Here is a 25,212-nt window from a genome sequence, read left to right as displayed (position 1 = left end):
TGTTTATTGGTGTACGGTTTTCAGGCGCATATTTTGCGGCACTGCGCGAAATCCTTGCTCGGGAGGGAATACCATGATGGGGTTCTTGAAGCTGGTGTTGGCATTTGCGCCCTGGCTGTCGTTTCTGATCATTGCGCACGGCAGCATGTTTCGGCTGGAGCTTGGCCTTGGCATCGCTTTGGCCCTCAGCATCCTCATGGGCGTGCTCAAACTGCACCGGGGAGTGATACTGTGGGTGGGGCTGGCCTTTTTCAGCGCGGCATCCGTGCTTGTGATCGGCATTCAGAACATGTGGACAGTGCGGTACATGGGAGTGCTTGCCAATAGTGCTCTGGCGCTTGGCACATGGGCAGGGGTCGTCATGCGCAAGCCTTTTACACTTGATTACGCCAGGGATCACACCGATCCGGCGCTCTGGGATTCCCCTGTTTTTCTGCGCACAAACATGATTATTACTTCTGTCTGGGGTGGGGCGTTCACCTGTAATGCCCTGCTGGCGTGGCTCAAAATGAAGCAGCTCTTTTTTTCAGAACTTACCTACGAGCTGATCTCCTACACCCTGCTCCTTGGCGTAGCCGTATTTACCCAATGGTACCCGGCCTATCTGCGGCAGTTGAGGGCCAGTCAGCAAACGGCGGCGTAACGCTGCACACGCATTTTACAAATTACGCACGACAACGCCCAATAATATAATAAGTAAAGGACTGCACCCCATGACACGGCGCAGTCCTTTATGTTTTGCAGGTGCGGCTTTCGGCAAAAAACGCAAAAATCAGAGTAAATATCTGCCCTCAATTCTGATTGTCGCACTGCCGCCAAACAGCACTTTGCCCGCAGTTTCCTTCAGCTTGACCACGTTGAACGCCGTCTTTTCCGCATTTTGTTCGATTGAAACAGCGCTGCCGTCCCACAGGGAATTTTTAAGCATATAATAGCCAAAAGCCGAATTTCCCGACCCTGTCGCCGGGTCTTCAAGATAGCCAAAGCGGGGCGCAAAAACCCGTGTACGCATTATATTTTGGCTACATGCAACCTCTGCACTGAAAACAAGAATAATATCCACTTCGCTGTCGATGCAAAACTGCTTCAGCGCGGCTTCATCCGGGTGCATGGCGAGGACTGTTCCCAGCGAAGCAAAGGGCACGATCAGCGTGCGCAGGCCAGCATCAATGCACTCCACATTCAGATCTTTTCTGATTTCTGATTTTGAAATAGCCAGATGTTGCGCAACTGCGTCCATATGCGGCTTTACAGGCAGTTCAACCTTACCTGGCGCTGTAATAAATACCGCGTCAGAGGTGGAAATTTCGTTGTAAACCTTCAGGCTGCCCTTGCTTGTGGTGATGGTTATTTTCGGTTTTTGCAGCAGCTTTGGGTCGTTGGCGATCAGATCGTACATGCAGGCAATGGTGCCGTGCCCGCAAAACGCAACCTCGCATTCAGAAGAATAATAGCGCAAATGATAGTGCGCGTCTTCAACCGGCGTGCAAAACACCACTTCTGATACAAAGCCCTCATGTTCCCTGGCCACAGCCAGCATGTCCTTATCCGCCAGTGGCCGCCCTTTTTCAAGATACAAACAGGCTGCCGGATTTCCAGACGAAGAATGCGAGGTAAAGGCATCTATCTTTTTATACGGATAACTGCTCACTTTTGCTCCTTATGGCAAAAGGAATGTGGAGTGGGGGCTGACCATTATGGGTTGGGGCACCCGCAAGCTGTTTCGCCATGAATATTTTATGCCATGCAAAATACTGCGCGCATTGCGTATTGGCAAGCATTCCGATTGGGTGTATGCGCTTTACCGCGTCATGAACGAGCCCGCCAACGGCCCCATATTTTTTGCAACAGCCGAGGATGTTACGCATGAGAAAAATCGCCCTGATCCTTGCCCTGATGATGAGCACCTTTATGCTCACCGCCTGTGGCTCCAAGTACATTGCCGTTACGAAGGATTACACCATCTACATCGGCACCAAGAAGCCCGTTATCAATCCTGAAAATGATTCCGTGAGCTTTGAGGACGACACAGGCAAAACCCACACCATCCCCCGCGAAGACTTGAAGCAGGTTCGTCCCCTGCCCTAGCGCGATTTTTGCCTGACCGCCCAGCGCGGCAAGGGTGCAAAAGAGCAGCCGCCTTACAGCTCCATCAGGAACCGTAAGGCGGCTGCCTTACTTTATGCCGTAAAACGGAATTTAGAACACGGGCACGATGCCGCGTTCAACCAGATTTTTCTGGATGTATTCCTTCACTTCGGGGGACTGCACGGCCTTCATGAGGGCCTTGGCCTTGGGGCTGTCCTTGTCTTCACTGCGCACAACAATGATGTTGGCGTAGGGGGATTCGCTGCCTTCCATCACAAGGGCGTCACGCGAGGGCACCAGACCGGCTTCGCCAGCAAAGTTGGTGTTGATGACCGAAGCGGTCACGTCGTCCAGGGTGCGGGGCAGCTGGGCCGCGTCAAGCTCGTGGAACTTGAGGCCAAGGGGGTTTTTGGTGATGTCGGCCACGGTAACGAGCGCGCCGGGCTTGATGGCGATCACGCCGTTGGCTTCGAGCAGGCGCAGGGCGCGGGCTTCGTTGGTGGGATCGTTGGGCACGGAAACGCTGTTGCCCTTCTTGAGGTCGGCAAGCTTTTTGATCTTCTTGGAATACACGCCCAGAGGTTCGATATGCACCTTGCCGATGGAAACAAGGTCAAGCTTCTTTTCCTTGTTCATGTTGTCAAGGTAGGGTTCGTGCTGAAAGAAGTTGGCAAAGAGCTGCTTGCTGGCCAGCGCCATGTTGGGCTGCACGTAGTCTGTAAATTCCTTGATGACCAGATTGTAGCCTTCCTTGGCAAGCAGGGGCTTGGCCGCCAGCATAATGTCCTTATGCGGGAAGGGGGTCACGCCGACAACAATGTCTTCAGCGGCGAACGAAGGGGCGGCCAGCGCCAGAACCATGGCCAGAGACAAAAGCAGACGTTTCATAAGCGCTCCTGCAAGGGTAAAGGGTAAAAAAGTTCACACGCCGCCGCGGGCCTAGCGCAAAATCTTGTACAAGAAATTGCAGACGCCCTGAATGAGCAGCACGAGAAGGCAAAGAATAATGACCGAATACACCATGATATCGACCTGAAAGCGGTTGTAGCCGTATTTGACGGCCAGATCGCCCAACCCGCCGCCGCCAACGGTTCCGGCCATGGCCGAATACCCCAGCAGCGTAATGGCGATAACAGCCACGTTCAGCACAATGGAAGGCAAGGCTTCAGGAATCAGCACGCGAAAGATGATCTGCGTGTTGCTGGCCCCAAAAGACCGCGCAGCCTCAATAACGCCCCTGTCCACCTCAAGAAAGCAGGTTTCGATAAGCCGCGCCACAAAGGGAGCGGCGGCGATGGTCAGCGGCACTATGGCCGCCGCGCTGCCAATGGAGGTGCCCACCACAAAACGGGTGAAGGGAATGAGCGCAATGAGCAGAATGATAAAGGGGAAGGAACGCAGCAGGTTGACCACAAAATCCACGGCCTGATACACTGAACGGTTGGGCTTGAGGCCGATGGGATTGGTGACGATCATGAGGATAGCCAGCAAAAAGCCCGAAATGAGCGAAAACAGCGTGGAGAGCAGCACCATGTCCAGCGTTTCCCACGTTGCCGTAATAATTTCCGGCAGCTTGTCCAGAAACCGCTCCCACAGCGGGTAGTAGGCCGCAAGGCCGCTCATGTTCTCAATCATGCTTGTTCACCCGCGTTTTCAGAATAGGCCAGAATCTCCCAGAACAGGTTCTGCGTTTTCAGATAATGCAGCACTGCGTCCAGGTCTTTGTCCTGCACGTTGATGATAAGAAAGCCGAAAACATCGTCGAGGTAGCGCTCAAGCTTGCCGCCAACGATGGAAAAATCAATGGCCAGCGTGCGCGCCATCTGGGTGATGACGCTCTGCTGCGAAATTTCGCGCGGAAACATGAGGCGGATGTTGGTGCCGCCGGGAATGAGCGTATACTCGTCCTCCACCATGGCCTGCATTTCCTTGGTGGGCGACAGAAAGAGATTTTCCGTTTTGCCCATGGCCACGGTTTTGCCGCCATCAAGCATGAGCAGGCTGTGGCAGAGGCGTTTGACCACTTCCATCTGGTGCGTGACCATGATGATGGTGAGGTTGAGCCGCCTGTTGATGTCTTCCAGCAGATCCAGAATGGACGAGGTGGTTTTGGGATCAAGGGCGGAGGTGGCCTCGTCGCACAGCAGCACACGCGGGTTGAGCGCCAGCGCACGGGCAATGCCCACGCGCTGCTTTTGCCCGCCGCTCAGGCTCTGCACACGCTGTTTGGCCCTGTCGGCAAGGCCCACAAGCTCAAGCAGCTCCATGACGCGCTCTTCGCGCTTGGCAACGCCCCACAGCGAAAGCGGAAAGGCCACGTTGTCGAACACGTTTTTGCGGGACATGAGATTGAAATTCTGAAAAATCATGCCCATTTTGCTTTGCAGCATACGCAGGGCCGTGCCTTCGAGGGAGGCAACTTCAACGCCCATGACTTTGACACTGCCCATCTGGTAGGGTTCCAGGCCGTTAAGGCAGCGCAACAAGGTGGACTTGCCCGCGCCGGAATGCCCCACTATGCCGAAAATCTCCCCCTCGTGCACGTGCATATTGATGTCTTGCAGCACAAGGTGACTTCCGTAGAGCTTGCCAAGATTGGTTACCTGAATCATGCGATGGTTCCTGAGCCTGTTTTCGGTGTCGCCAGACAATGCGATATTTGTCCGCGAAAGTAAAGAATTCACGCAGGCACAGCATGAATAACCCGGCATTCTACCCCAAGGCGGCGTTCAAAATCAAGCTGCCAGCGGAGGCCCCGCATACGGCGGCGCGCAGGGGCAAACAAGGCCTGCAATGCATTTCTTCGTGCGGGCAGTATCTGCTATCTCCCGCGCATTGCTGTTGCCGCCCCCCCATTGCCGCCCCTGCGCCGAGGGAAGGCATCCTGCATGTGATGCCGATCATGGACAGCCATGCGCAATGGTGACACAACCAGTGGCGCAATTGTTTATCTGAACAGTCTGAAAGGATATTCCATTATGAACCAATCCGCCGATTCTGCGCCAGAGGCTGCACAGCCCACAGCGCCAGCGCATACCCCCCTCGCAACCAAACCTCCCAAACGCCGCATCACCCCCACCCTGCTGCGGCGCGGCATACAGGGCGCATTCGCCATTTTTCTTGTTTGGGTGGGCTGGAATTTTTACCTCTACGTGCAGTGGGCCACGGGAAAAAGCCAAGCGTTCACGCCCAAGCCACCCTCGGTGGAGGGCTTTTTGCCCATCAGTGAACTCATGGCCGCGCGCCGCCTGTTTGAAACCGGCATGTGGGACGTTGTGCACCCTGCCGGGCTGACGCTCTTTTTGGCAATCGCCCTCATGGCCCTGCTGTTCCGCAAGGGATTTTGCGGCTATATCTGCCCTGTGGGCCTTGCCTCCAACCTGCTGGGCCGCCTTGGCGAGCGCCTGGGCCTGAACCACAACCCGCCGCGCAAGCTGGAGCTGGCGCTCCAGGCCATCAAGTATATCCCACTGGCATTGCTGTGTTATTTCAGTTTTTTTGCCATGGGTGTGGACGAAATTGACTCTTTCATGGGCGCGCCATTCAATATGGTTGCTGATTCAAGCATGCTGTTTTTCTTTTTGCGGGCGTCAACCACGACCTTGATTGTGGTTGGCGTGATTGTGGCGGCCTCGCTGGTGGCGCGCAATGCGTGGTGCCGTTTTCTCTGCCCTTACGGGGCGTTTCTGGGCATTCTGGCTTTGGCAAGCCCTGTGGCGGTACGCCGCAACGCGGCTACCTGTACGAGCTGCCGCCGCTGCCAGCGCGCCTGCCCTTCGGCCATCGCCGTACACGAGAAAACGCGCGTCAATTCGCCGGAATGCCTTGGCTGCACCGCCTGTATTGAAGCCTGCCCGCAAAAAGACTGCCTCCACCTTTCTGCGGCCCGTAGCCGCGTGCCCTTCTGGACAGTTGCCGCGGGCTGCCTTGTGCTGCTTTTTGCCGCGTACCTCTGGGCCGTGGGCACCGGGCACTGGGTTTCAGAAGTTCCCCCGGCCATGCTGCGGCGCTTCCACATGATCCAGTTTGGCGGATAGACGGACACTCGCCTCAGGGGTTTATAAAAACAGCATGGCGGCAAAGGTATTCCCTTTGCCGCCATGCTGTCATTTATGATTAGGCTTTAGCCTGTTACCAGACCGGGGCTTCCGCCGGATCGCGCTTGATGTGGCAGGCCTGACAATCCGTTGCACGGGGCTTTTCAAGCTTCATGCGGGTGTGGCAGTCCATGCAGCGCTGGTGGTAGGCAGCCTTAAGCAGGGGCCTGCCGTCCGGCATGGTGGTCACGCCTGCGGGCAGATTTGCGGGATGACACGAAACGCAGCGCGGCGGCGTCATACCCTCTTTAAGGCGCGGGCTGTTGTGGTGGCAGGCCGCGCACTCCAGGCCATCCTTGGCATGCATGCCTTGCAGGCCTGCGGCCTTGCGGCCAATGCCAGACCGGAGCTTTTGCAGATGCTGCGCATGGGCAAAGTCCACTGGGCGGAATTCCTTGCTCATAAGCTCTATGCGTACCTTTTCGGGCAGACCGTCAGAGACCGGCCCAAGCTTGGGCGCGTCAGACGCCTCAACGGCGGGTTGAGCACTTTGGGCAGGAGGCGGCGTTACCGCAGGTTGCAAGGCCTTGGCCGCAGCAGCGTTGGCTGCCGGGTCGGGCTTTGCAGCCGGATTTTTGTCCGGCGGCGGCAACAGAATGGCCGAAGCCGCAAGCGCTGCTTCCGAAGCGTCGGCAGACTGCTGCGCAGCCTTCACCGCAGCGTCCACTGGCAGCAGGATTGCTGAAGGCGCAAGCTTGGCGTTCTGCTGTGCATTTTGGGCGGGCAGGCTTTGCGGCAGGGCCGGGGCTTCCAGCCCAACGGTTCCATTGGCGGCAGCCGTGCCTGTTGTGGTCGCCGCTGCGGCGGCCTGAGGCGAAGGCAGATTACTGGGCAGCATCAGCCCCATGGTGCCCTTCACGCCGGGGGCGGCGCGGTGGCAGAAGGCGCAGTTGCTACCGCTCTTGCTCACGGGCCTTGGCGTATGGCAGCCCGCGCATTCCGGCGCGGAGGTGGTCAGGCTGGTGTGGCAGTTCACGCAGGAATTTTTGGACGTAACAGAGTGCATGGCCTGCGCCAGCGGAATGTTCTTGCCCTTGGGGTCGCCGCTGGGCGTATGGCAGGTGATGCACGACTGCCTGACGCTGGTGTGGTGGCAATCCACACAGTTGAGCGCCCTTTCGTGCAGGCCGTGGTCAAAAGGCACGGCAGGCATGACCGTAGGCCATTTGGGCCCCTGCGGATACAGGGGAGAAAGCGGCACCTGGGGCGGCGTGACCTTGTCGGTCAGCACCACGCCCGTGGGTCTGTCCATGGTCATGATGGAGGGGCTGGCCTCAAAGCGGGGCAAGGCCTCAAAGCGCGCTTTGTCATGACAGGTGGCGCAGTCCACAGGGCCGTGCGGCAGCTTTTGCTCCGCCAACGAGGCGTGGCACTTCATGCACACTTCATGCGCGGCGGCGCGCAGGGGCGGCGGCGTATAAGCGGCATCTTTGGTAGCAAGGGCCGAACCGGGGCCGCTTTCGTGACAGGTACGGCACGAATCAATGTTTGGCGGCAAGGTGGGTGAAAAATCCTTGGCATGGTGACAGGTCACGCAACGCTGGGGATCGTTCTCCGCCAGGATTGCACCGGGGGCCAGACCGGGCTGCGCCTTTACGGGGAACGCGCCGGAGGTCAGATGCCGCTGGTGCAGGGAGGCGTCCATCTGCGGCTTGTAAGGCTTTTGAACGGGCAGCTTTGCGGCATCGGCAATGGTGTGGCAGTCGCGGCACTGCGCCAGGGACGGCCCAGCGCCCTTTTGCGCATGGCACGTAGCGCAGGCCGCATGAAAGGCCTCCTTGCGCGCGGCTGGATCGCTGGAATTCATGCCCGCAAAGGCGCTGAACACAGGCGTTTGCATAATATTGACCGGCAGACCCGCGCTGTTCTTCTCCACGCCGGGATCAGCCGCGTGGCAGCTCGCACAGGCGTTGGCCTTGGCATGGGCCGCATGGTCAAAGGCCACAACAGGCATTTTAAGCTCCTTGGCGCGCTGACCGCCAAGGTAGATGGTGTTGCCCGCCAGAGGCGCGGAAGCTGCCTGGACACCAACAGCAGAAAAACACAGCGCCACGGCAAACACTGCACTGGCGGCCACAAACCGCATGGCGCAAGCAGAAACGAGGGCTGTACTACATATGGTTCGCATTAACTCCCCCTTGGGGACTTTGATCAGAAAAACCATCAGCGCAGCAACCGTGCAAACTGGCAACGGGGCGCACACCACAAAAAAACATGCCCGGCAACAAGGTGCAGCAAGAGCCAGAGTCCATACCCCGGTATGCCCGAGCGGGCAAGCAGGCCAGTGAACGGCAGCAGCACCAACAGGGCCATAAGCCGCCAGTCCGCCTTGGTGGCGGCGGCGCGCAGGTCGGCCAGCAGCAGGTGACGCAACGGCAGGGCCAGCGCCCCAAGCGTCAACAGCACAGCGAGGCCGTCCGCCCAGCGAAAGGCCATGCCCGGCCAGTCAAGGCCCAAGCCGCGCCCGATAAGCACCGCATGGCCGGGGGCAAACAGCACCACCACCAGAGCCATGAACAGCAGCCAGAAAATGGCGTCGTTGACCAGCACGCGCACGGGCCACTGCCCGCGCAGCAGATCAAGCGGCACAAGGCGCGCGCGCCAGCGGGCCGCGAAATCCGCGGGATTGCAGTCGCTGGCCTTGCACTGGCGCAGGCGCAGCACGCACCCGGCCAGACATCCCAGCAGGGATATGAGCAGCCCCCAGCCAGTGAGAAAGGATATCAGCGTTGTCATAACGTGCTCCAGCCTAATCCTTGCCGTTCAGAAAGAGGTAAAAGCCCAGCAGGCCGAACAGGGCAAAGCAGATGAAAATAAACATCCAGCCCGTGCCGGACATCAGGGATGCGTAAAGCGAATAAAATACCGTCTGCATGGCGTCCTCCCTGTCAGGCTTCGGGTTTGTAGTCAGGATGATCGCGCAATACGGGCATCTTGGCGCACACAAAGCGGTACACCGTCACAAGCCCCACCAGCATGAACAGCGAAAGCGTGATCTCGCCCAGCGAGGGAAAATACTTGAGGTGCGTGGGCAGATTGTAGTTGTAGGCCACAAGGCTCACGTCCATGCGGTTGAGCATGACCCCGAATACAGACAGCCCCGCCGCAAGGCGGATCATGCCGTAACGCCGCTCGCGCACGCCCACGGCAAACATGAAGGCAGGCACGATGACCAGAGCCATTTCCAGCAGCCACAAAAGGCCGTAACCGCTGAACACGTACTTCCAGCCATTGTCGAGGGTGAGGCCGCCGATCTTGATGACAAAATAGCCCATCATCACCAGCGATGCGCCCCGCGCAAGGCTCAGGCTCACGCCGTCAAAGCTCTTGGCGTGGTTTTCGTCCATGTACTTGTGCATGCCGGCGTGGGCCAGCGTGCCTTCAAAGATCACCATGGAAAGCCCGGCATAGAGGCTCGACACAAAGAAATACACGGGCAGCCATGACGAGTACCACAGGGGGTGCATCTTTGAGGGAACCATCACATACAGCCCGCCCAGAGAAGACTGGTGCAGGGTCGAAAGGATGATGCCCAGCGCCACCAGCGGCATGATCAGCTTCATGAGCATGGCGCGCAGTTTTTTCCACCCCAGCCACTCGCAGGGAATCACAAACCACAGCACCGCCATGACGCAGAGGTAAAAGAACTCGCACACGCCCACGGTAAACAGGAGTGATGTGGTGCCCTGTGACACAAAGACAGGATACGGCAGCCGCCAGGGCTGGCCCACGTCGTACAGCAGGTCGGCGATGACAAAGGCGTAGCCGAAAAAAGCCGTGGTCAGCGCGGGCCGCCACATGGAACGCAGATTGCTGAAGCCGAAGATGTAGTAGCCCGCCGCCAGCGTAAAGCCGCCAGCAGCAAGGGCCACGCCGCACAAGAGGTCAAAGCCGATCCACAGGCCCCAGGGGTAGTAATCATCAAGGTTTGTAACCGCGCCGATGCCCCAGCCAAAGCGCATGACCGTGGCCACGGCTCCGCAGAACAATATGACGGCGGTGATGATGTTGCCCGGCGTGTTGAGCAGGCCAAGCGTATTTTTCAGCAGTTCCGAAGGCTTCAGCATTGTCCGCCTCCCTGGCCCTTTTCAGGATTATGGTCAGCGGGCTTGCAGCCGCAGGCTTGTGCGCTGTTTTCTGCATGGGCGTCAGCGCAGCTCTGGCCTTTTGCCTGCTGCGCACCCTCGCAACGGGCCTGCTCCACCATTTTTTTGTAATGCTTGCTCATGGAATACGCGCCGCCCAGAATCACCGGCCATATTCCGGCAATAACGGCAATGGAGCCAAGCATGCCGCGCGTAAGTTCCGGCGCGGAAACAGCAGGCACATCCGGCTGCCCCAGATCGGCATGCGGCACGGGCGAGAGGTACAGCCAGTTGGTGCCGCCCATCTCGTGTTCGCCATAGATGTGGTCTTCGTACATGCCGGGATTGTCCATGATGCGGCGGCGGGCCAGTTTAACAAGGTCGCTGCGCCGCCCAAAGACCAGAGCCTCCTTGGGGCAGGCCTCCACGCAGCCGGGCAGCAAGCCCTGCTTGAGGCGCGGGGCGCACATGGTGCACTTGTACACCAGCGGATTCCAGGCGTTGTTGTAGTCGTAGGCAGGCACGTAGAAAGGACAGGCCATCATGCAGTAGCGGCACCCCACGCAAAGCTTGGGGTTGTACACTACCGGGCCTTCCTCTGTTTTTACAAAGGCTTTGACAAAACAGGCCGAAGCGCAGGCCGGTTCCTGGCAATGATTGCACTGCAACTTGCGGAACACGGGGGCATGCCCTTCCGGCTGATATTTGTTGACCACCGTATAGGCCTTGAATGTGGGCCTGCGGGTCTGCTCAAATACCGAACTGTCGTCAACGGGCTTTTCCAGAGGCGGCAGCACGTCGGCATTGACCTTCTGGCAGCCTTCCTCGCACTTGCGGCAGCCGATGCAGCGCACTGAATCGTGCAGCACGCCCACGGCATCGGGGCTGCCGTCATAGGCAAAGGGGGCTGCCCCGGCAGCACCGGGAAGCGCGGCTCCGGCCACGCCGCCGAGGCCCAATATTTTCAAAAACTGTCTGCGCCGCATGGCGATCCTCCCCTGCTTGCGCATTGCATCATTTCATGCCCCATGTCTGCCGTGGGGCAAGCCGCCAAGGCGGCGCCGTAAACACGCCCCTGCGGCCTATGGGCTGGCAATGGCCCCCACGTCCTCATTCTCCGCCAGAAAGGCGGCGTAATCTTCATCGAGGTAGCGGGTGGAATACAGATACACCGTGCCCACGGAGCTTTCCGTAAACCTGATGTCCGCGTATTCCTCGCTTTCCGCCATATCGCGCAGGCACTGCTGCAAGGCTTCGGCCTCAAAAAGAAAAGGCGGGTATTCAAATATTTCAAGGGCCACAGGCCGGGGGTAGTCGCGCGAACTGTCGCGCACCACGCTGGCGACCTGCACCATCCTGTTATTGGCTGTGGAAAGAATACCCGCATACAGGCTGCTCATCTGCGGCTTGTAATGATAGTATTCCTTTTTGTCCCAGGCGGTAAAAGCCGCCACGTCTTCATCTTCCGCCAGCAGTTCGGTCAGCAGGGCCGCCGCGTATTCGCGCTCCACCACGCGGGGAGCGGTTGCGGCCTCTGCGGGCTCCGCTGCTGGTGCAGATTCCGTTGCCTGCGCCGGGTCAGCTCCTGACTCCGCCAGCGCCTCTGCGGGATGCAGCAGCGAACTCAGCAACTGCCTGCGGCTCAGCAGACGGCGGGTTTTGCGCAGACCCGGCACTTCCGGGTCAGGGGCAGAGCCGGGCTGGGCCTTTTCCATGGCCTTGATGCGGGCCATATCTGCTGCAACAGTCTGCGAATCCGGCCCTTCAAAACGCGGGTCGGGCATGGACTCCAGCTCCTGACGCACAAGGGCTACGGTAACGGGCGGCGCAAGCGCCGCGCGCTCCATAAAAGCGGCCAGCAGTTCATCGGCGGTCACAAGGCGTTCATCACTGCTGAAATCGGCCAGTGTTTCCACCAGCAGAACCTTGTCGGCCTTGCGCTGGTCCACCAGTCGGCGGCTTTCGGCTTCTTCCACATGGGCGGCTGCGCCGGTCTGTTCTATTTTCTTGACGGCTGCGCCAGTCTGCCCTGTCTCCGGGGCGGCTCCGCCGCCCCCGTCAAAGGGGGCGGCCGCCTGCGACTGATTCTGGGCCTGATTCTGATTGCTCATAGACTCTCCAAGGTTACGCGCCGGGAACCAGCTTTTCCTTGGTCATGGTATCGGCCACGTCATTGAGGCCCAGCGAACGGTAATGGTTCGCGCTGGGCAGGCCGGATTTCACATCCCAGCCCTGCACTTCGTAGAACAGGTCGAGGCTCTTTTCGATATCGGCCTTGTCCATACGGATGGTGCCCTTGGTGAAGGGAGCCTTGTTCTTTTTGTCTTCAAACAGCCAGTTGGGATACTGGTCGTGCTTTTTGCGCATGTCCGTGGTCTGCATCTGGCGCGCGGTGTAGGCGCGGTGCAGGTTAAAGGCGCGCTCTGCGCAGCGGTCCAGTTCCTTGACGTCCAGATTGTGCCCGGTGAGGACGCGATAGTATTTGCTCTCAAGGCTGTTGTCGCCCATGTAGCCATCCTGCTTGTTGGGGGTGGAAATCCACGGCCCCATCCAGTTGCAGAATGAAAGCATGTCGTGCAGTTCCTTGCGCTCGATGGACCACTTGGCGCGGATCATCTTGTACTTGTTGGTGGGCTTGTAGTCGCCGATGGCGTCCACCGCGTCGGCAGAACCCCAGAAGTGCTCGGCAAGGCGCTTTTGCACATCAATGGGCAGACCGCTGCGCACAAAGTTGCAGTTGGAGTGGCACATGGGGTCGCGGTTGTACTGGGTGTTGATGACGCACCCGGTCTGGCCATCGTCCTCGTTGGCGTGATGCTTGGGATGCCCCATCTTCCAGTAGACGGTGCGGTGGTCATCCTTCCACTTTTCTTCGGGGATGCCCATTTTTTCAAGCATGTAGCCAGTGCCCATGCCCAGAAGCTGACCGAATTCGCCTTCCTTGTAGGCAATGCGGTGCACGGCAGTCTTGATGAATTCGGGATTGCAGGCGTCCACCATTTCCCAGGGAATGGTTTTGTATTCATCCGCGCCGAGCTTCTGCTTCCAGATGCCGTCTTCGTACATGTTGCTGAAATCGCGGAACAACTGGCCGTAGTTTTCCCACACGCCAAGGTCGTCCATAAGTTCAATGCCCACAAAACCGGCCTGACGCGCCAGATCGCTCTTTTTGCGCGAAAGCTTGGGAAACCATTCGCGCCCGCCAAACATGCCCACGCAGGTATTGAACTGGATGGGGCTGACGCCGAACTTTGCCGCAGTGTCTTCGTCCTTCATCACTGTATAGCAGCGGATGGGACAGGAGAAACAGCCGTTGTTGCGCACGGTGTACTGCCACACGTTGTCGCCCAGAAAATAGGCGGCATTGTTGGTGCGGTACGAAATGCGGTTGAGCGAACGCACATCGTTTGTAAGGGTAACAGGGGCTTCAGATGCGCCCCAGCGCTTGCCCGGCGCGCCCACCCAGCGGGAACCGGCATCCCAGTACTCAAAAAGCGGGCTGGGGAAATTGGGAACCACGTGCTGATTGTTGGCGCCAATGATGGTGCGGTGATAGTTGATGAGTTTTTCCCAGTCGGCCTTGTCGCCCGCAATGTGCACGGGCTGGCTGCCCTGAAGGGCAATGGCCTTGAGCATCTTGGAGCCCATGACAGCCCCTATGCCGCAGCCTGCGGTGTGGGCGCGGCTGTTGACAACCACGGAATAGGGAACCAGATTTTCACCGGCAGGCCCGATGGCGGCAACGGTACCGTCAGCCCCCACTTCTTCGCTGATAACGCGTGTGGTGCGGCGGGTGCCCTGGCCCCACACGTGGCTGGCATCCTTGAGCCATGCCTTGCCATCGCGCACATGCAGCCACACGGGGCGCTCGGCCTTGCCCTCAATAATGAGGAAGTCGTAGCCCGCGTATTTCAGGTGCTCGGCAAAGTTGCCACCCATGTGACCGGAACCGATGAGATGCTGCGGCCACGAAACAGGCATGATGGTTGTAACCGCCGTGCGTCCGCTGCACAAAGCGCCCGTGCCAGCCAGCGGCCCCACGGCAAAAACTATTTTGTTGGCTTCGTCATAAGCCCTGGTCTTGGGCGGTACTTCGTCCCAAAAAACCTTGTAGCCAAGGCCCGTGCCGCCAATAAGATCAAGATACTGATAGGTGTCTTCAACCGTGATGCGGCCCGTACTCAGATTGACCCGCAGGCCCTTGCCCTGATAACCGCCAAATTTCCTTGCCATAAATTCCTCCGGCTCGCTGATGGAGCGTACTTCCTGTGAATGCCTGTTGCGCCTCGCTCTGCAAGACGCAAGGGGTGCGCGCTACTGCTCGTATTTGAGGTTGCGCGGCCCGCCGGGCGATTCCACATGGCAGGCGTTGCAGGCGGCGCGGCGGTCATCGGGCACCATAAGCGAGAACGACCCGCGCGTGGTGGCCTCGCGCGTGCGGTCGCTCCACGGCACATAACGCAGTGCTGCTGCCGGGCAGGCATCCACGCACTTGGGCGCGCCGTTGCACAAAAAGCACTTGTCGGCCTTGCCCTGCTCTTCATCAAAGGTCATCACGCCCCAGGGGCAGGCCTTCTGGCACAGGCGGCAGCCTACGCAGCGGTCTTTGAGCACCATGCGCGTGCCCGTGCCCTTTTGGGCAATGATGGCGTTTTGCGGGCAGGCCGTGGCGCAGGGCACCGGGTGAGGGCACTGCTTGCAGGTATCCTGAATCACCAGCGAGCCTGAGCCGTAAATGCCCTTGGTGGTGTTTTCCAGCCCGCCCTCCGGCCCAAACATGGCATTGCGGCTTATCTTGATGCGCGCAAGTTTGGGGTCGGCCTTGCCGTCGTTAAACTCCGTACAGGCAAGCTCGCACCGCTGACAGCACACGCACAAGGTGGGGTCGCCCACGATCATGCCGGCTGCTTTTTCCATAATCACCAGCGGCGAGGCCTTCATGGTGGCCAGAGCCTCGGAAGCTTGCAGCGTGGCCAGCCCGAGGGCCGCGCAGGAAGTTACCTTGATGAATCCGCGGCGCGAAAGGTTTTCGAGCAGCATATCTTCATCGGCACGTTTCAGTTTGTTCAGCATATCAGCCATACAGCGCTCCTTGTCATGATCGACAACGGCATCATGGCAGCACAAGCTGCCCGTTTTCATGATATATGTGCATGCTGCCGGACTTAACATTGCCCAGCAGAGTCAACCCTGTTGCGCGCGCCATATCCACGGCGCGCGACATGGCGCGAGAAAGGGAGGCAAAAACAGGTACGCCGATGCGCACGGCCTTTTGCGCTATTTCAGAGGCAATGCGCCCGCTGCTGATGATCATATGTTCAGCGGGGTTCAGACCTTCCACAAGCATGTAGCCCACAAGGGTATCAATGGCGTTGTGGCGGCCAATATCAAGGCAATAAAAAACCATGCCCTGCCTGTTGAGCAGAGCTGCATTGTGGCAGCCGCCTGTCTGGTGGAATACTTCGGAGCGTTCTTCCAGCTCCTGCGCGGCCCGCAGAATGACGCGCGGGTCCCAGCTGGGAACTTCCGCGCGCGGCATGCGGCGCAACTTTTTGGCAGCCAGGGGGATGTTCCAGCCCATGGCAGAAGTGATGGTGAGCCTGGGGGCGGCCTGCTCCGTAGAACCGGCCGCCTTGCTACAGCAGACCTCGCGCAGCAGCACGTCCACCCGCACTTCTTCCGCCCCATCGGGAGGCGTTGCCCCGGAGGCGGCGGCAGGCAGGGGCGTTACGTCCATCCCGGCGAGGTCATGCAGGTTTTCAATGAGGCCGCAGGAATAGAGAAATCCCGGCACAAGGTAGCGCAAATGCTGCCCTGAACAGGCCACACGCACAAAGGGCACGCCGTTGACATGCATGGTCAGCGTCTGCTCCCGGCACGACAAAAATACGGACGGCGCAACCTTGCCGTTGCTGTAGGTCAGAATATCGTAGCTGCGCACCGTGGCCGGGGGAGAAGCCAGCGGCAGAACATCGCCTGCGGTTAAGTTTTTGAACAAAGCCATAGCACCCCTTCCTTTCCTATGCGGAGCCGCTGTCTTTACGGAGGCGGCAATTTCCGGCAATCCACAACTATCTGCCCGTGTGCGCCAGAACTCATTGGCGGCCTGGGCCAAGCCGGAGCAATATCTGGGCCAAGCAAAGGCCAAATCTGGGCCCAATATGAGCCAAGGCCAGCTCAAAACTTCAGGCTGAAAGTTGATACAAATTTGTTCTTTTTTTCACATTATTCCCGCAATGAACAATGTGCTCTTTTCAATTCTGCCTGATATCTTGTACTCTGAGAACAGGTGGAGAGAATAACCCTGCGCCAGATGTTGCCCGTAAGCGGTGGGGGGGATACCGCATGGAAGACATGTGTATTCGCGCAACCATCTGGCTATGCGCAACAATTACCTGACAATCTTCATGGTTTTTATTGTTTGCGTGAACAAAGCTTAGGTAAATCGCTTTGTGCAGTCAAGCCTATGTGTTATTTTTCACCAAACTTAATTTATCATAACACACTAAAATATAATAATATTTACAATTTCATTGTAAATTAGTATAGTTACAAGCTTAAAGAATCATCTACTGGAATGTACTCCACAAGGAAGGTCAAGGCATGTCCCTGTATTTTTGCCTGCGGGAAACTGCGGATATTACCGCCTTTCTTGCAGGAGCAAGCCCCTTGCAGCCTGAGCCTGTATCCGTAAGCGCTGCCCTTGGCAGGGTGCTTGCAGCCGATATGCACGCACCTGTTCCCTGCCCTTCCACGCACCGCTCCACTCGCGATGGATATGCAGTGCGCGCCGCAGACACTGCCGGGGCAAGCCCCGCAGCCCCGGTTTTACTCCACCTGACGGGTGAAAGCCCCATGGGCAGGCCCTGCGGCGGCACGCTGCAAAAAGGCGAGGCATGGCGCGTCTACACGGGCAGTACCTTGCCCGAAGGCGCTGACGCCGTGCTTATGCAGGAATTTGCGGCGCTGAAAAATCAGCCAGCAGAGTCGAAGGATGCTCCGCCAGTGGTGGCAGCTTCCGCCCCGTGCGCAGAGGGAGAAAATATCCTTGCGCCCGGTGCGGACATGCCCCAGGGCGCGCTGCTGGCGCAGGCTGGAACGAGGCTTGGTGCGCACCATATGGCCTTGCTGGCGCAGTTTTTCAGGGATGTGCCGCTGTACCGCAAGCCCGTGCTGGGAGTTCTTTCCACTGGTGACGAATTTTGCGGTTCTGCCCCGCAGAGCGGTCTTGCCGCCTGCCAGAGCAATACCAATGCCCTGCTTCTCGAGGGTCTGGCCGCCTCGCTGGGCGCGCGCTGCCTGCACCTCGGCACTGCGCCGGACAATGCGCAGGCTCTGGGCCAGCATCTCCGCGCGGCCGTGCCGGGCGGCCCCACGCCCTGCGACGTTATTGTGGTTATTGGCGGCTCTTCCGGCGGCAGGCGCGATTTCAGCGCTCAGGCCATAGCCGGGCTGCCGGGCTGCAACATCCGCGGGAATGACCAGCGGGTAAGCAGCGGCCGCCCTCTCACCCTTGCGAGGGTGGGGCAGACAGCCATATGGGGCTTGCCGGGGCATTCACTCAGCCTTGCGCTGGCTGCTCAGGTTTTTCTGGCGCCGCTGCTGCAAAGGCTCGCCGGGCAGCAGACCTTGCCGCAGCATATGAACCGGCAACCCTCCGTACTGGCGCGTCTTGGCCTTGCCCTGCCTGTGGAGGGAAACGCCCCCACCCACTATCCTGTGATGCTGCGGCGTGAGCATGGGCGCGTGACGGCCTGGCCCGTTGCCGCTGGTACTGGCAAAACCGCCGTGCTGCGCGACATGAACGGCTGGATAACCATGCCCGGCAGCGATGATATGTCCAGAGGCGGTTTGCGCCGTGGCGCAGCAGTGCGCGTGCACCTCTTTGCCTGACCCCCTGCCGTCTGCCTGGCGGCACCCGCTTGCCATGCCGTATGGCTGTGGCTACACTTGCAGGCACATCAACTGCAAACGGTGAAAAGCCATGCCCCCCCGCCCTTCTGCCCCACAGCAAACCTTCATTTCGCCGGACAAGTATCCGTATCTTGAGGTGCGCACCACGCTGCAAAGCACTCTGCCCTACGCCGAGCACTTCCATTCAGCGTTTTCTTTCGGCCTTATTCTTGAGGGCGGCACCTGCTTTACGCTCATGGGGCAAGCGCATGAGGCTCTCAAGGGCGACATCGCCATGATTGCCCCCGGCCTGCCGCACAGTTGCAATCCTCTGCACGGCAAGGCGCGCAGCTACCTTATGGCCTATTTTGACGCGGCATGGTTTGCGCGCAATATCTGCCGCCCCCTGGGCATTGCAGATGCGTACGAAGTAACAATGCCCGTTGTGCGCGACCCGGCGCTCTTTCAGCAGGGGATTGCCGCCATGGAGGCTTTTTGCAACGGTGCGGACGATGCGGAAATACGTTTTGTGACGCTTTTCAGGCAGCTTCAATGGGGATACGGCTGCCTCGCCAACAGATCTGAACATGCTGGCAAAAAGACGGACTATCCCCTTGCCGCCACAAACATTCTGCTGGCCGCCGACAGCGCGCCCATGGCAGGTGAAAACGGCCCGCCTGCCACAGACCATGCGCCCGTTACATCTTTGGCCCGCAGGGCTGGCCTGCGGCGCGAGAGCTTTTCGCGCGCATTCCGCCGCACCGCGGGCTTGCCGCCCAAGGCGTGGCTGCACTGCCTACGGCTGGAAAAGGCCCGCGCCATGCTGCGCCAGGGCAAGAGCATTGCCGATGCGGCCCTTGCGGCAGGCTATGCCGATCAAAGCCACTTTCACCGCATGTTTGTAAAATTTTATTCCGTTACGCCCGGCTGCTATCAGCGGGGGCGGTCACATTCGTACAATACGCGCAAATAAAAAGAGGGTGTGCTGTCCGCAAGGAGGCCACCCATGTCTGTTTCCACACTGATTCCCGCTGCTTTTCCAGCGCTGGCTCTGGCGCATTTTCTGGCTCTGCTCAGCCCCGGCCCGGATTTTTTCCTTATCATTGGCCATGCCGTGCGGCATCGGCTGCGCGGTTCGCTGTTCATCTGCCTTGGCATCGCCCTGGGCAATGCCCTGTATATCTGCCTTGCGGTTTCCGGCTGGTCGGTCATGCGGCAGATGCCCGCCCTGTACCGGTTGCTGGAGCTTGCAGGCGCGGCCTATCTGGCATGGCTGGGCTTTTTGCTGCTGCGGGCCAGCCGGAAGGCCGCCAGCAGCAAGCCCTCGCCAGACCAGCCCACACCAGACCGGCACGCGCCAAGCCAACCTTCACATAACCAGACAGGCAGCCTCGCCACAGGCCATGCAAGCCCCCTTTCTCCCGGCAGGCAACTACTGACGGGGCTTGGCTCTGCCCTGCTCAATCCCAAGAACGCGGTTTTTTACCTCACGCTCATGACTGTCATCCTCGGCCCCACCGCCACCCTGCCGCAGCAGGCCTTTGCCGGAGTGTGGATGACCCTGCTGGTCTTTGCCTGGGATGCCGCCCTTGCCGCCGCCATATCACTGCCCGGCGCGCAGCGGGCGCTGGAAAAACGCATTCCGCTCATTGAAGGGCTGGCAGGGCTGACGCTTGCCAGTATTGCCCTCTGGCTGGCGCTGCGGCCCCTGTTTTACTGAGCATCCCGTAACAAAGGCAGAAAGCCCGCATTGTTGCAACGCGGGCTTTCATTGTATCAGGCAGATATATCTCAGAATAATGGTTCGGAGGACGCGGACTTTCGGGGAAGGAATCCGCCCCCGCAACTCACATTACTCCCCCCGAAAACTAGGGCGCATCGGGATTCAACTCAATCTCCACAGGCGAGGTGATGGTCAGCTCATGCTTGACTTCGGCCTTGCCGCCCGCAGGCGCATCCACATTCCAGAACAGCAGATGTTCCTTGGCATCCTGCTGGGCCTGCGGCTTGTCGCGGTAGGTCACAGTAACGCCCTGATCCACCAGCATGGGCATGGGCCGCTCAAGGCGCACGGTCACGACCCTGTCGCGGGTGTTGCGCACGGTGTACGTCCAGCCCCATGTCCAGGTGCGGCTCTTGCCGATAAATCCCTTCTCGCCGCGCTGGCGCAGATCGGCGGCCGCATTGACCTGCACGCGCGGGTCAGCGCCAAAATAGAGCGTAACCTCGTTGCCCTTGGGGCGGAACTGCCCCATGCCCACGCTCTGCCCATCCACGCTGAACTCCGCCTGCCCGTCAGGCCAGGCCTGCCCATCGGGCAGGGTGTGACGCGCCATGAGCCACACGCGGCTGTCCCCCACAGAGGGACGCGCCAGCCACTGCAAGGGGGCCTTCCATTCATCCGCCAGCACCAGCAGGCGCGAGCGGCCTTCAGGCAAGCCCTTTTCTCCGGGCGTCCAGGCGGCGTACATACCGCTGGTGTCGGCCTCCACTGGCGCGGCAGGGGCAGGAGCAGCTTCGGCCATGGCGGCATCGGCTGTCATCAGCATGCGCGGGGCCGCCTTGGCAAGGGGCTGGGCCACGGGCTGAGGCTGCGAGTCAATCACCCAGTGCGGCAGGGGCATGGGTTCACGCGGGCCTTGCCCACGGGAAACAAGCGTCAGGCGCGTGTCTGTCCAGTCCATGCCGGAAAATTGCCACACCTCGGCCATAAAGCGCACGCTCACGGCATCGCCCTTGCCCTTGTCGGGCTGCACGTCAAAAACATAGGCAGGCCGCCAGCCGCAATTGCGCAGCGTATAACTGTAACGCACAGGCAGCGTTGTTGCGGATACCTGCTTTTGCAGGGTGATCAGCACCGTCTGCCCAAGCTCGGGGCTTGGCGGCAACTGCTGCAATTCCTGCTTCAGCAGGGCCAGACGGCGCTCCAGCTCGGCCTTTTCGTAGCTCAAGCCCGGCACAACTTCGGCCATGCGCTTTTCGCGCTGGGTCATATCCTGAAAGCTGCCCTCGGCGGACGCGCCTTCCCACAGGGCCAACTGGGCCTTTACGGCCTCAAGCTTGCCCGCGAAGGTCATCAGCGCGTGCTGGCGCTCCTCGCGCAGTTTGGCAAGATTGCCGCCCTGATCAAGAGTCTGGGGCAAAAATGCCCAGCGCACGATGGTATGGCCCGGTATGGATACCTGAAAATTCTCGGCCCCGGCGGGCAGCACCACGCGCACCTGACTTGCGCCATCGGCGGAAATCACAGGAGCCTGCTGCTCCACCTCAAGCAACCCGCCGGAAGGCGTGAGGCGCGCGGCCTGCGGCGCTGCTGGCGTGTTGGGCAAGGCTGCGGCCTGCGCGCTGAAAGGGAGCAAGCTCAAAAAACACAGTACCAGAGCAGGCAGCGCATGCCGCCCGCTGGCAGATTTGCGGCAAATGCCAAGACCGGAAAGAAAAAAACGCAGGGGAGAAAGGACGGTGTACGACATTGGCCCTCCGGCGAAAACCGCCGCATACAAAGCCGCCGCGCCGCAAGATGCAGCGCGGCGGCGGGCGGCTAACGCGTCAGTTTGCGGTACTTGATGCGGTGCGGCGTGTCGGCATCTTTGCCGAGCCGCTTCTTACGGTCTTCTTCGTAGTCCGTATAGTTGCCTTCATAAAACACCACGCTGGAATCGCCTTCAAAGGCCATGATGTGCGTGGCCACGCGGTCGAGGAACCAGCGGTCATGGCTGATGACCAGCACGCAACCGGCAAAGTTGTCCAGCGCGTCTTCAAGGGCGCGCATGGTGTTTACGTCAATATCGTTGGTGGGTTCGTCAAGCAGCAGCACGTTTGCGCCGGACTTGAGCATGCAGGCCAGATGCACGCGGTTGCGTTCACCACCCGAAAGCACGTCCACCTTTTTCTGCTGGTCAGCGCCGTGGAAGTTGAAGCGCGTGCAGTAGGCGCGGGCGTTGACTTCGCGCCCGCCCAGCTTGATGGTTTCAGCGCCGTCGCTGATGACCTCATACACGGTCTTGCCGGGTGTGAGCGATTCGCGGCCCTGATCCACATAGGCAAACTGCACTGTTTCGCCCACCTTGAGCGTGCCGGTGTCGGGCTTTTCCTGCCCCACAAGCATCTTGAACAGGGTGGTCTTACCCGCGCCGTTGGGGCCGATAATGCCCACAATGGCGCCGGGGGGGATGATGGCGTTGACGTTTTCCATCAGTTCCCTGTCGCCCATGCCCTTGCTGACGCCTTCAAGCTCAAAGACGACCTTGCCAAGGCGCTGTCCCGGCGGAATGTAGATTTCCAGATCGGGCGCGCGTTTTTCACTTTCGTGCGAGAGCATGGCCTCGTAGGCGTTAAGACGCGCCTTGCCCTTGGCGTGACGGCCCTTGGGCGACATGCGCACCCACTCCAGTTCGCGTTGCAGGGTCTTCTGGCGGTCGGCTTCGGTTCTTTCTTCGTTGGCGAGGCGCTTCTGCTTCTGCTCCAGCCAGGAAGAATAATTGCCCTTCCACGGAATGCCCCGGCCACGGTCCAGTTCCAGAATCCAGCCCGCCACGTTGTCGAGGAAGTAGCGGTCATGGGTAACGGCGATGACAGTACCGGGGAAGGTGGAGAGGAAGCGTTCCAGCCAGGCCACCGACTCGGCGTCAAGGTGGTTGGTGGGTTCGTCAAGCAGCAGAATGTCGGGCGATTCAAGCAGCAGGCGGCACAGGGCCACGCGGCGGCGCTCGCCGCCCGAAATCTGGGCAACGGGCATGTCGCCGGGGGGGCAGCGCAGGGCGTCCATGGCCATTTCAAGGCGCGAATCCAGATCCCAGACGTTCTTGGCGTCCATGAGTTCCTGCACTTCGGCCTGACGGGCGATGAGGGCGTCCATCTCGTCCGCTTCCATGGGCTCGGCGAACTTGGCGTTGATTTCTTCAAATTCGCGGGCAATGGCGGTGAGGTTGCTCACGCCGTCTTCCACCACTTCGCGCACGGTGCGGGTTTCGTCCTTGAGCGGCTCCTGTTCCAGATAGCCGATGGTGTAGCCTGGGGCCAGCACGGTCTTGCCGTCAAAGGCCTGATCCACGCCCGCCAGAATGCGCAGCAGGCTGGATTTACCCGCGCCGTTCAGACCAAGCACGCCGATTTTGGCCCCGTAAAAGTACGAAAGAGAAATGTCTTTCAGCACTTCCTTCTGGCCATGACGCTTGGTGACGCGGATCATGGAATAAATAATTTTGTCCGGTTCGTTACTCATGATGCTCCTCAAAATTTGGTGACGCTTCCGGCCCTGCGGCGTTTGAGATAACGCGGGGCGAAGCGCGCGCCAAATGGGCGCGCTGGATTGATGACAAACCCGGCCATGCAGGCCAAGGGTTTGCGCCGCCAAAACGGCAGCTCCGTCAGGCGGATAAACGGGTGCCCCTGTGCTGACAGGCCGCAGACATATGCGGTTTGCCGCGCACGGCGTACAGAGGAAGCCTTTGGTCAGACAGAGAGGCCCGCAGGCCCGCCAGACTCGCCAATGCACTGGGCGCTCGTGTAATATATGAGCCTATCCGTTAGCGGATTCTTTTTCAAGTGGCCTTGCGCTCCAGCAACGGCGCGGCCTGAGCAGAACTGCGATCTGCTGCCACCACAAAAGCAACCGCGCCTGTCAGGCTCAAACCCGGCAGGCGCGGCAATGGCGCAGGCAAACACAGCGCGCCCAAATCTGAAGCAGGCCCAGGACCATGCGCGGACCCGCCGCCTAATCAATCATGATATGCAGCACTTCAATATCCGTTTCGCGCATGCCCTCGCGGGCCAGACGGGAAACGCTGCGGATGGTTTCTTCCACATCACCTTTCACGATGCCCTCGCCAGCGGGAAACACCTTGCCCTGCATGGAGAGATCGTGGGCAGTGATGGCGGCATCCACCGCCGATGAAATCTTGGCCGCGCACGAGCTTTTTGCGCCATCGCACACAATGCCCGACACATTGACCAGGGTGTTGATGATAGTGTCGGCAATCTGCTGGTAGCTGCCGCCGTGCATCCAGGTAATGGCCGCCCCGCTGCCGCAGGCTGCACTGACCGCCCCGCAGTAGGCCGAAAGCCTGCCAATGCCCGACTTGTTGTGTATGGCCACGAGGTTGCTGATGAGCAGCGCCCGGTAAAGTTTTTCGTCCGGCAGGCCCAGTTCGCGGGCGTATTCAATGACCGGCAGCGAAACCGTAATGCCCTGATTGCCGCTGCCGGAATTAATGATAACCGGCAGATCGCTGCCGCCCATGCGGGCATCCGAACCAGCCGCCGCCACCGCCGTGGCCCGGGTGCGCACATCGCTGCCGCGGGAATCAAGCAGTGAGCGGCCAACACCCATGGAATACTGGTGGCTCAGGCCTTCAACGGCAATATTGCTGTTGCACAGAATCTGCTTGTCCAGGATATCGCGCACATCTTCGATATTGCAATTTTCGGCAAAATCAAGAATCCCGGCGATGCTCATGAATGCGCGGCTTTCTTCATGGCTCTGCACATCAGGCTTGTATTCCCCGCCCTCAAGAATCTTGCCGTCCTTTTCAAGGCGCACCACGTTGGTGTGCTCTTCGGCAATTTCCACCACGGCGCTGCTGTCGCCCGCCACTGCAGTTATCAGGATGTGCAGGTTAACAATACTTTTGAGCAGCTCCACAGTGCAGAATCCCGCCGCCGCAAGCTGCCGGGCGCGCTCTGCATCTGCCGGGGTAACAGGCGTGAGCACCTGCAACTGCAAATCGGGGTTGCCCCCCACCGCGCCGAGCGTTGCGGCAACGGCAATGCCCTTTTGCCCGCCGGAATTGGGCACGACAACGCTCTTGGCGTTCTTGATCATGTTCCCGCTGCAAGCCACCGTCAGACGCTCGGGAAAGGTTCCAAGAACCTTTGTCGCCAGCGCTCCGGCAAAGGCAATGGCAATGGGTTCGGTGCAGCCCTGGGCCGGGATCAGCTCTTCGCGCAGCACTTCGAGATATTTTGCGTGTGTATCCATAGTATCCATCATGGTCATTCGCGCCCAGTAAGCGAACGCTGATATGCCCCATGCCAGTTTGTATTGTCCT

At 59.5% G+C, this 25,212-nt stretch carries 23 protein-coding genes; 7 read left to right on the top strand and 16 right to left on the bottom strand.

Going from position 1 to position 25,212, the window contains the following annotated elements:
* Positions 1-73 precede the first annotated feature (73 nt).
* Complete coding sequence (locus ACUZ9Q_RS05260; protein WP_449247453.1) at positions 74-643, top strand: hypothetical protein; 570 nt, start codon at positions 74-76, stop codon at positions 641-643.
* Between the two features lie 129 nt (positions 644-772).
* Here the strand turns inward: ACUZ9Q_RS05260 and ACUZ9Q_RS05255 are convergent, their stop codons facing one another.
* Positions 773-1,651, bottom strand: coding sequence for a PhzF family phenazine biosynthesis protein (locus ACUZ9Q_RS05255; protein ID WP_449247452.1), 879 nt, complete (start codon positions 1,649-1,651; stop codon positions 773-775).
* Between the two features lie 215 nt (positions 1,652-1,866).
* Here ACUZ9Q_RS05255 and ACUZ9Q_RS05250 point away from each other — a divergent pair, with 215 nt between their 5' ends.
* Positions 1,867-2,088, top strand: a complete 222-nt coding sequence (locus tag ACUZ9Q_RS05250) for a YgdI/YgdR family lipoprotein (RefSeq protein WP_192111434.1) — start codon at positions 1,867-1,869, stop codon at positions 2,086-2,088.
* A gap of 111 nt (positions 2,089-2,199) precedes the next feature.
* Here the strand turns inward: ACUZ9Q_RS05250 and ACUZ9Q_RS05245 are convergent, their stop codons facing one another.
* The 3 genes from ACUZ9Q_RS05245 to ACUZ9Q_RS05235 are packed head-to-tail and all read right to left on the bottom strand — an operon-like array spanning position 2,200 to position 4,700.
* A complete protein-coding gene (locus tag ACUZ9Q_RS05245; protein ID WP_192111433.1) occupies positions 2,200-2,976 on the bottom strand; it encodes a MetQ/NlpA family ABC transporter substrate-binding protein in 777 nt (258 codons plus the stop codon).
* Positions 2,977-3,027: 51 nt separating this feature from the next.
* Positions 3,028-3,723, bottom strand: coding sequence for a methionine ABC transporter permease (locus tag ACUZ9Q_RS05240; protein WP_022658505.1), 696 nt, complete (start codon positions 3,721-3,723; stop codon positions 3,028-3,030).
* The gene (locus ACUZ9Q_RS05235; protein ID WP_297891459.1) at positions 3,720-4,700 is read right to left on the bottom strand and encodes a methionine ABC transporter ATP-binding protein; all 981 of its coding nucleotides are present in this window, start codon (positions 4,698-4,700) and stop codon (positions 3,720-3,722) included. Before ACUZ9Q_RS05235 ends, ACUZ9Q_RS05240 begins: the two co-directional genes overlap by 4 nt.
* An 83-nt stretch (positions 4,701-4,783) precedes the next feature.
* Here ACUZ9Q_RS05235 and ACUZ9Q_RS05230 point away from each other — a divergent pair, with 83 nt between their 5' ends.
* Both ACUZ9Q_RS05230 and ACUZ9Q_RS05225 read left to right on the top strand, forming a co-directional pair.
* Positions 4,784-5,014 carry a hypothetical protein gene (locus tag ACUZ9Q_RS05230; RefSeq protein ID WP_449247451.1) on the top strand — a complete coding sequence of 77 codons (231 nt, stop codon included), beginning with the start codon at positions 4,784-4,786 and terminating at the stop codon, positions 5,012-5,014.
* 52 nt (positions 5,015-5,066) lie between these two features.
* Positions 5,067-6,125 (top strand): 4Fe-4S binding protein, encoded by a 1,059-nt coding sequence (locus ACUZ9Q_RS05225; protein WP_449247450.1) that lies wholly within the window; start codon positions 5,067-5,069, stop codon positions 6,123-6,125.
* 94 nt (positions 6,126-6,219) lie between these two features.
* Here the strand turns inward: ACUZ9Q_RS05225 and ACUZ9Q_RS05220 are convergent, their stop codons facing one another.
* The 9 genes from ACUZ9Q_RS05220 to ACUZ9Q_RS05180 all read right to left on the bottom strand — a co-directional run bounded on the left by ACUZ9Q_RS05220 (position 6,220) and on the right by ACUZ9Q_RS05180 (position 16,274).
* Positions 6,220-8,313 (bottom strand): cytochrome c3 family protein, encoded by a 2,094-nt coding sequence (locus ACUZ9Q_RS05220; RefSeq protein ID WP_449247449.1) that lies wholly within the window; start codon positions 8,311-8,313, stop codon positions 6,220-6,222.
* 35 nt (positions 8,314-8,348) lie between these two features.
* On the bottom strand, positions 8,349-8,921 hold the full coding sequence (locus tag ACUZ9Q_RS05215) for a hypothetical protein (protein WP_300553572.1): 573 nt from the start codon (positions 8,919-8,921) through the stop codon (positions 8,349-8,351).
* Between the two features lie 13 nt (positions 8,922-8,934).
* Positions 8,935-9,060 (bottom strand): hypothetical protein, encoded by a 126-nt coding sequence (locus tag ACUZ9Q_RS05210; protein WP_022658500.1) that lies wholly within the window; start codon positions 9,058-9,060, stop codon positions 8,935-8,937.
* A gap of 13 nt (positions 9,061-9,073) precedes the next feature.
* Positions 9,074-10,252: an NrfD/PsrC family molybdoenzyme membrane anchor subunit gene (gene nrfD / locus ACUZ9Q_RS05205; RefSeq protein WP_227117611.1), complete on the bottom strand. Its 1,179-nt coding sequence runs from the start codon at positions 10,250-10,252 to the stop codon at positions 9,074-9,076.
* A complete protein-coding gene (gene hmcB / locus ACUZ9Q_RS05200) occupies positions 10,246-11,256 on the bottom strand; it encodes a sulfate respiration complex iron-sulfur protein HmcB (RefSeq protein ID WP_323389992.1) in 1,011 nt (336 codons plus the stop codon). Before hmcB ends, nrfD begins: the two co-directional genes overlap by 7 nt.
* 96 nt (positions 11,257-11,352) lie before the next feature.
* Positions 11,353-12,381 (bottom strand): hypothetical protein, encoded by a 1,029-nt coding sequence (locus tag ACUZ9Q_RS05195; RefSeq protein ID WP_449247448.1) that lies wholly within the window; start codon positions 12,379-12,381, stop codon positions 11,353-11,355.
* Between the two features lie 13 nt (positions 12,382-12,394).
* Positions 12,395-14,503, bottom strand: a complete 2,109-nt coding sequence (locus ACUZ9Q_RS05190; protein ID WP_449247447.1) for an aldehyde ferredoxin oxidoreductase — start codon at positions 14,501-14,503, stop codon at positions 12,395-12,397.
* An 81-nt stretch (positions 14,504-14,584) separates the two neighbouring features.
* Positions 14,585-15,352 carry a 4Fe-4S dicluster domain-containing protein gene (locus ACUZ9Q_RS05185; protein WP_022658495.1) on the bottom strand — a complete coding sequence of 256 codons (768 nt, stop codon included), beginning with the start codon at positions 15,350-15,352 and terminating at the stop codon, positions 14,585-14,587.
* Between the two features lie 31 nt (positions 15,353-15,383).
* The gene (locus tag ACUZ9Q_RS05180; protein WP_323389991.1) at positions 15,384-16,274 is read right to left on the bottom strand and encodes a formate dehydrogenase accessory sulfurtransferase FdhD; all 891 of its coding nucleotides are present in this window, start codon (positions 16,272-16,274) and stop codon (positions 15,384-15,386) included.
* Positions 16,275-16,873: 599 nt separating this feature from the next.
* Here ACUZ9Q_RS05180 and ACUZ9Q_RS05175 point away from each other — a divergent pair.
* The 3 genes from ACUZ9Q_RS05175 to ACUZ9Q_RS05165 all read left to right on the top strand — a co-directional run bounded on the left by ACUZ9Q_RS05175 (position 16,874) and on the right by ACUZ9Q_RS05165 (position 19,883).
* Entirely contained in the window at positions 16,874-18,163 is a 1,290-nt protein-coding gene (locus ACUZ9Q_RS05175) for a molybdopterin molybdotransferase MoeA (RefSeq protein WP_449247446.1), read from the top strand.
* Between the two features lie 91 nt (positions 18,164-18,254).
* On the top strand, positions 18,255-19,136 hold the full coding sequence (locus ACUZ9Q_RS05170; RefSeq protein ID WP_300551460.1) for an AraC family transcriptional regulator: 882 nt from the start codon (positions 18,255-18,257) through the stop codon (positions 19,134-19,136).
* A gap of 33 nt (positions 19,137-19,169) precedes the next feature.
* Positions 19,170-19,883, top strand: a complete 714-nt coding sequence (locus ACUZ9Q_RS05165) for a LysE family translocator (RefSeq protein WP_449247445.1) — start codon at positions 19,170-19,172, stop codon at positions 19,881-19,883.
* A gap of 148 nt (positions 19,884-20,031) precedes the next feature.
* Here the strand turns inward: ACUZ9Q_RS05165 and ACUZ9Q_RS05160 are convergent, their stop codons facing one another.
* The 3 genes from ACUZ9Q_RS05160 to ACUZ9Q_RS05150 form a co-directional block, all read right to left on the bottom strand.
* Entirely contained in the window at positions 20,032-21,636 is a 1,605-nt protein-coding gene (locus ACUZ9Q_RS05160) for a DUF4139 domain-containing protein (protein WP_449247444.1), read from the bottom strand.
* A 68-nt stretch (positions 21,637-21,704) separates the two neighbouring features.
* Positions 21,705-23,387, bottom strand: a complete 1,683-nt coding sequence (ettA, locus tag ACUZ9Q_RS05155) for an energy-dependent translational throttle protein EttA (protein ID WP_192111419.1) — start codon at positions 23,385-23,387, stop codon at positions 21,705-21,707.
* A gap of 492 nt (positions 23,388-23,879) precedes the next feature.
* Positions 23,880-25,142, bottom strand: coding sequence for an L-cysteine desulfidase family protein (locus ACUZ9Q_RS05150; RefSeq protein WP_215646996.1), 1,263 nt, complete (start codon positions 25,140-25,142; stop codon positions 23,880-23,882).
* Between the last annotated feature and the right edge of the window lie 70 nt (positions 25,143-25,212).

The sequence above is a fragment of the Desulfovibrio desulfopostgatei genome (assembly GCF_053570645.1).
This window is presented reverse-complemented; position numbering and strand designations above follow the sequence as displayed.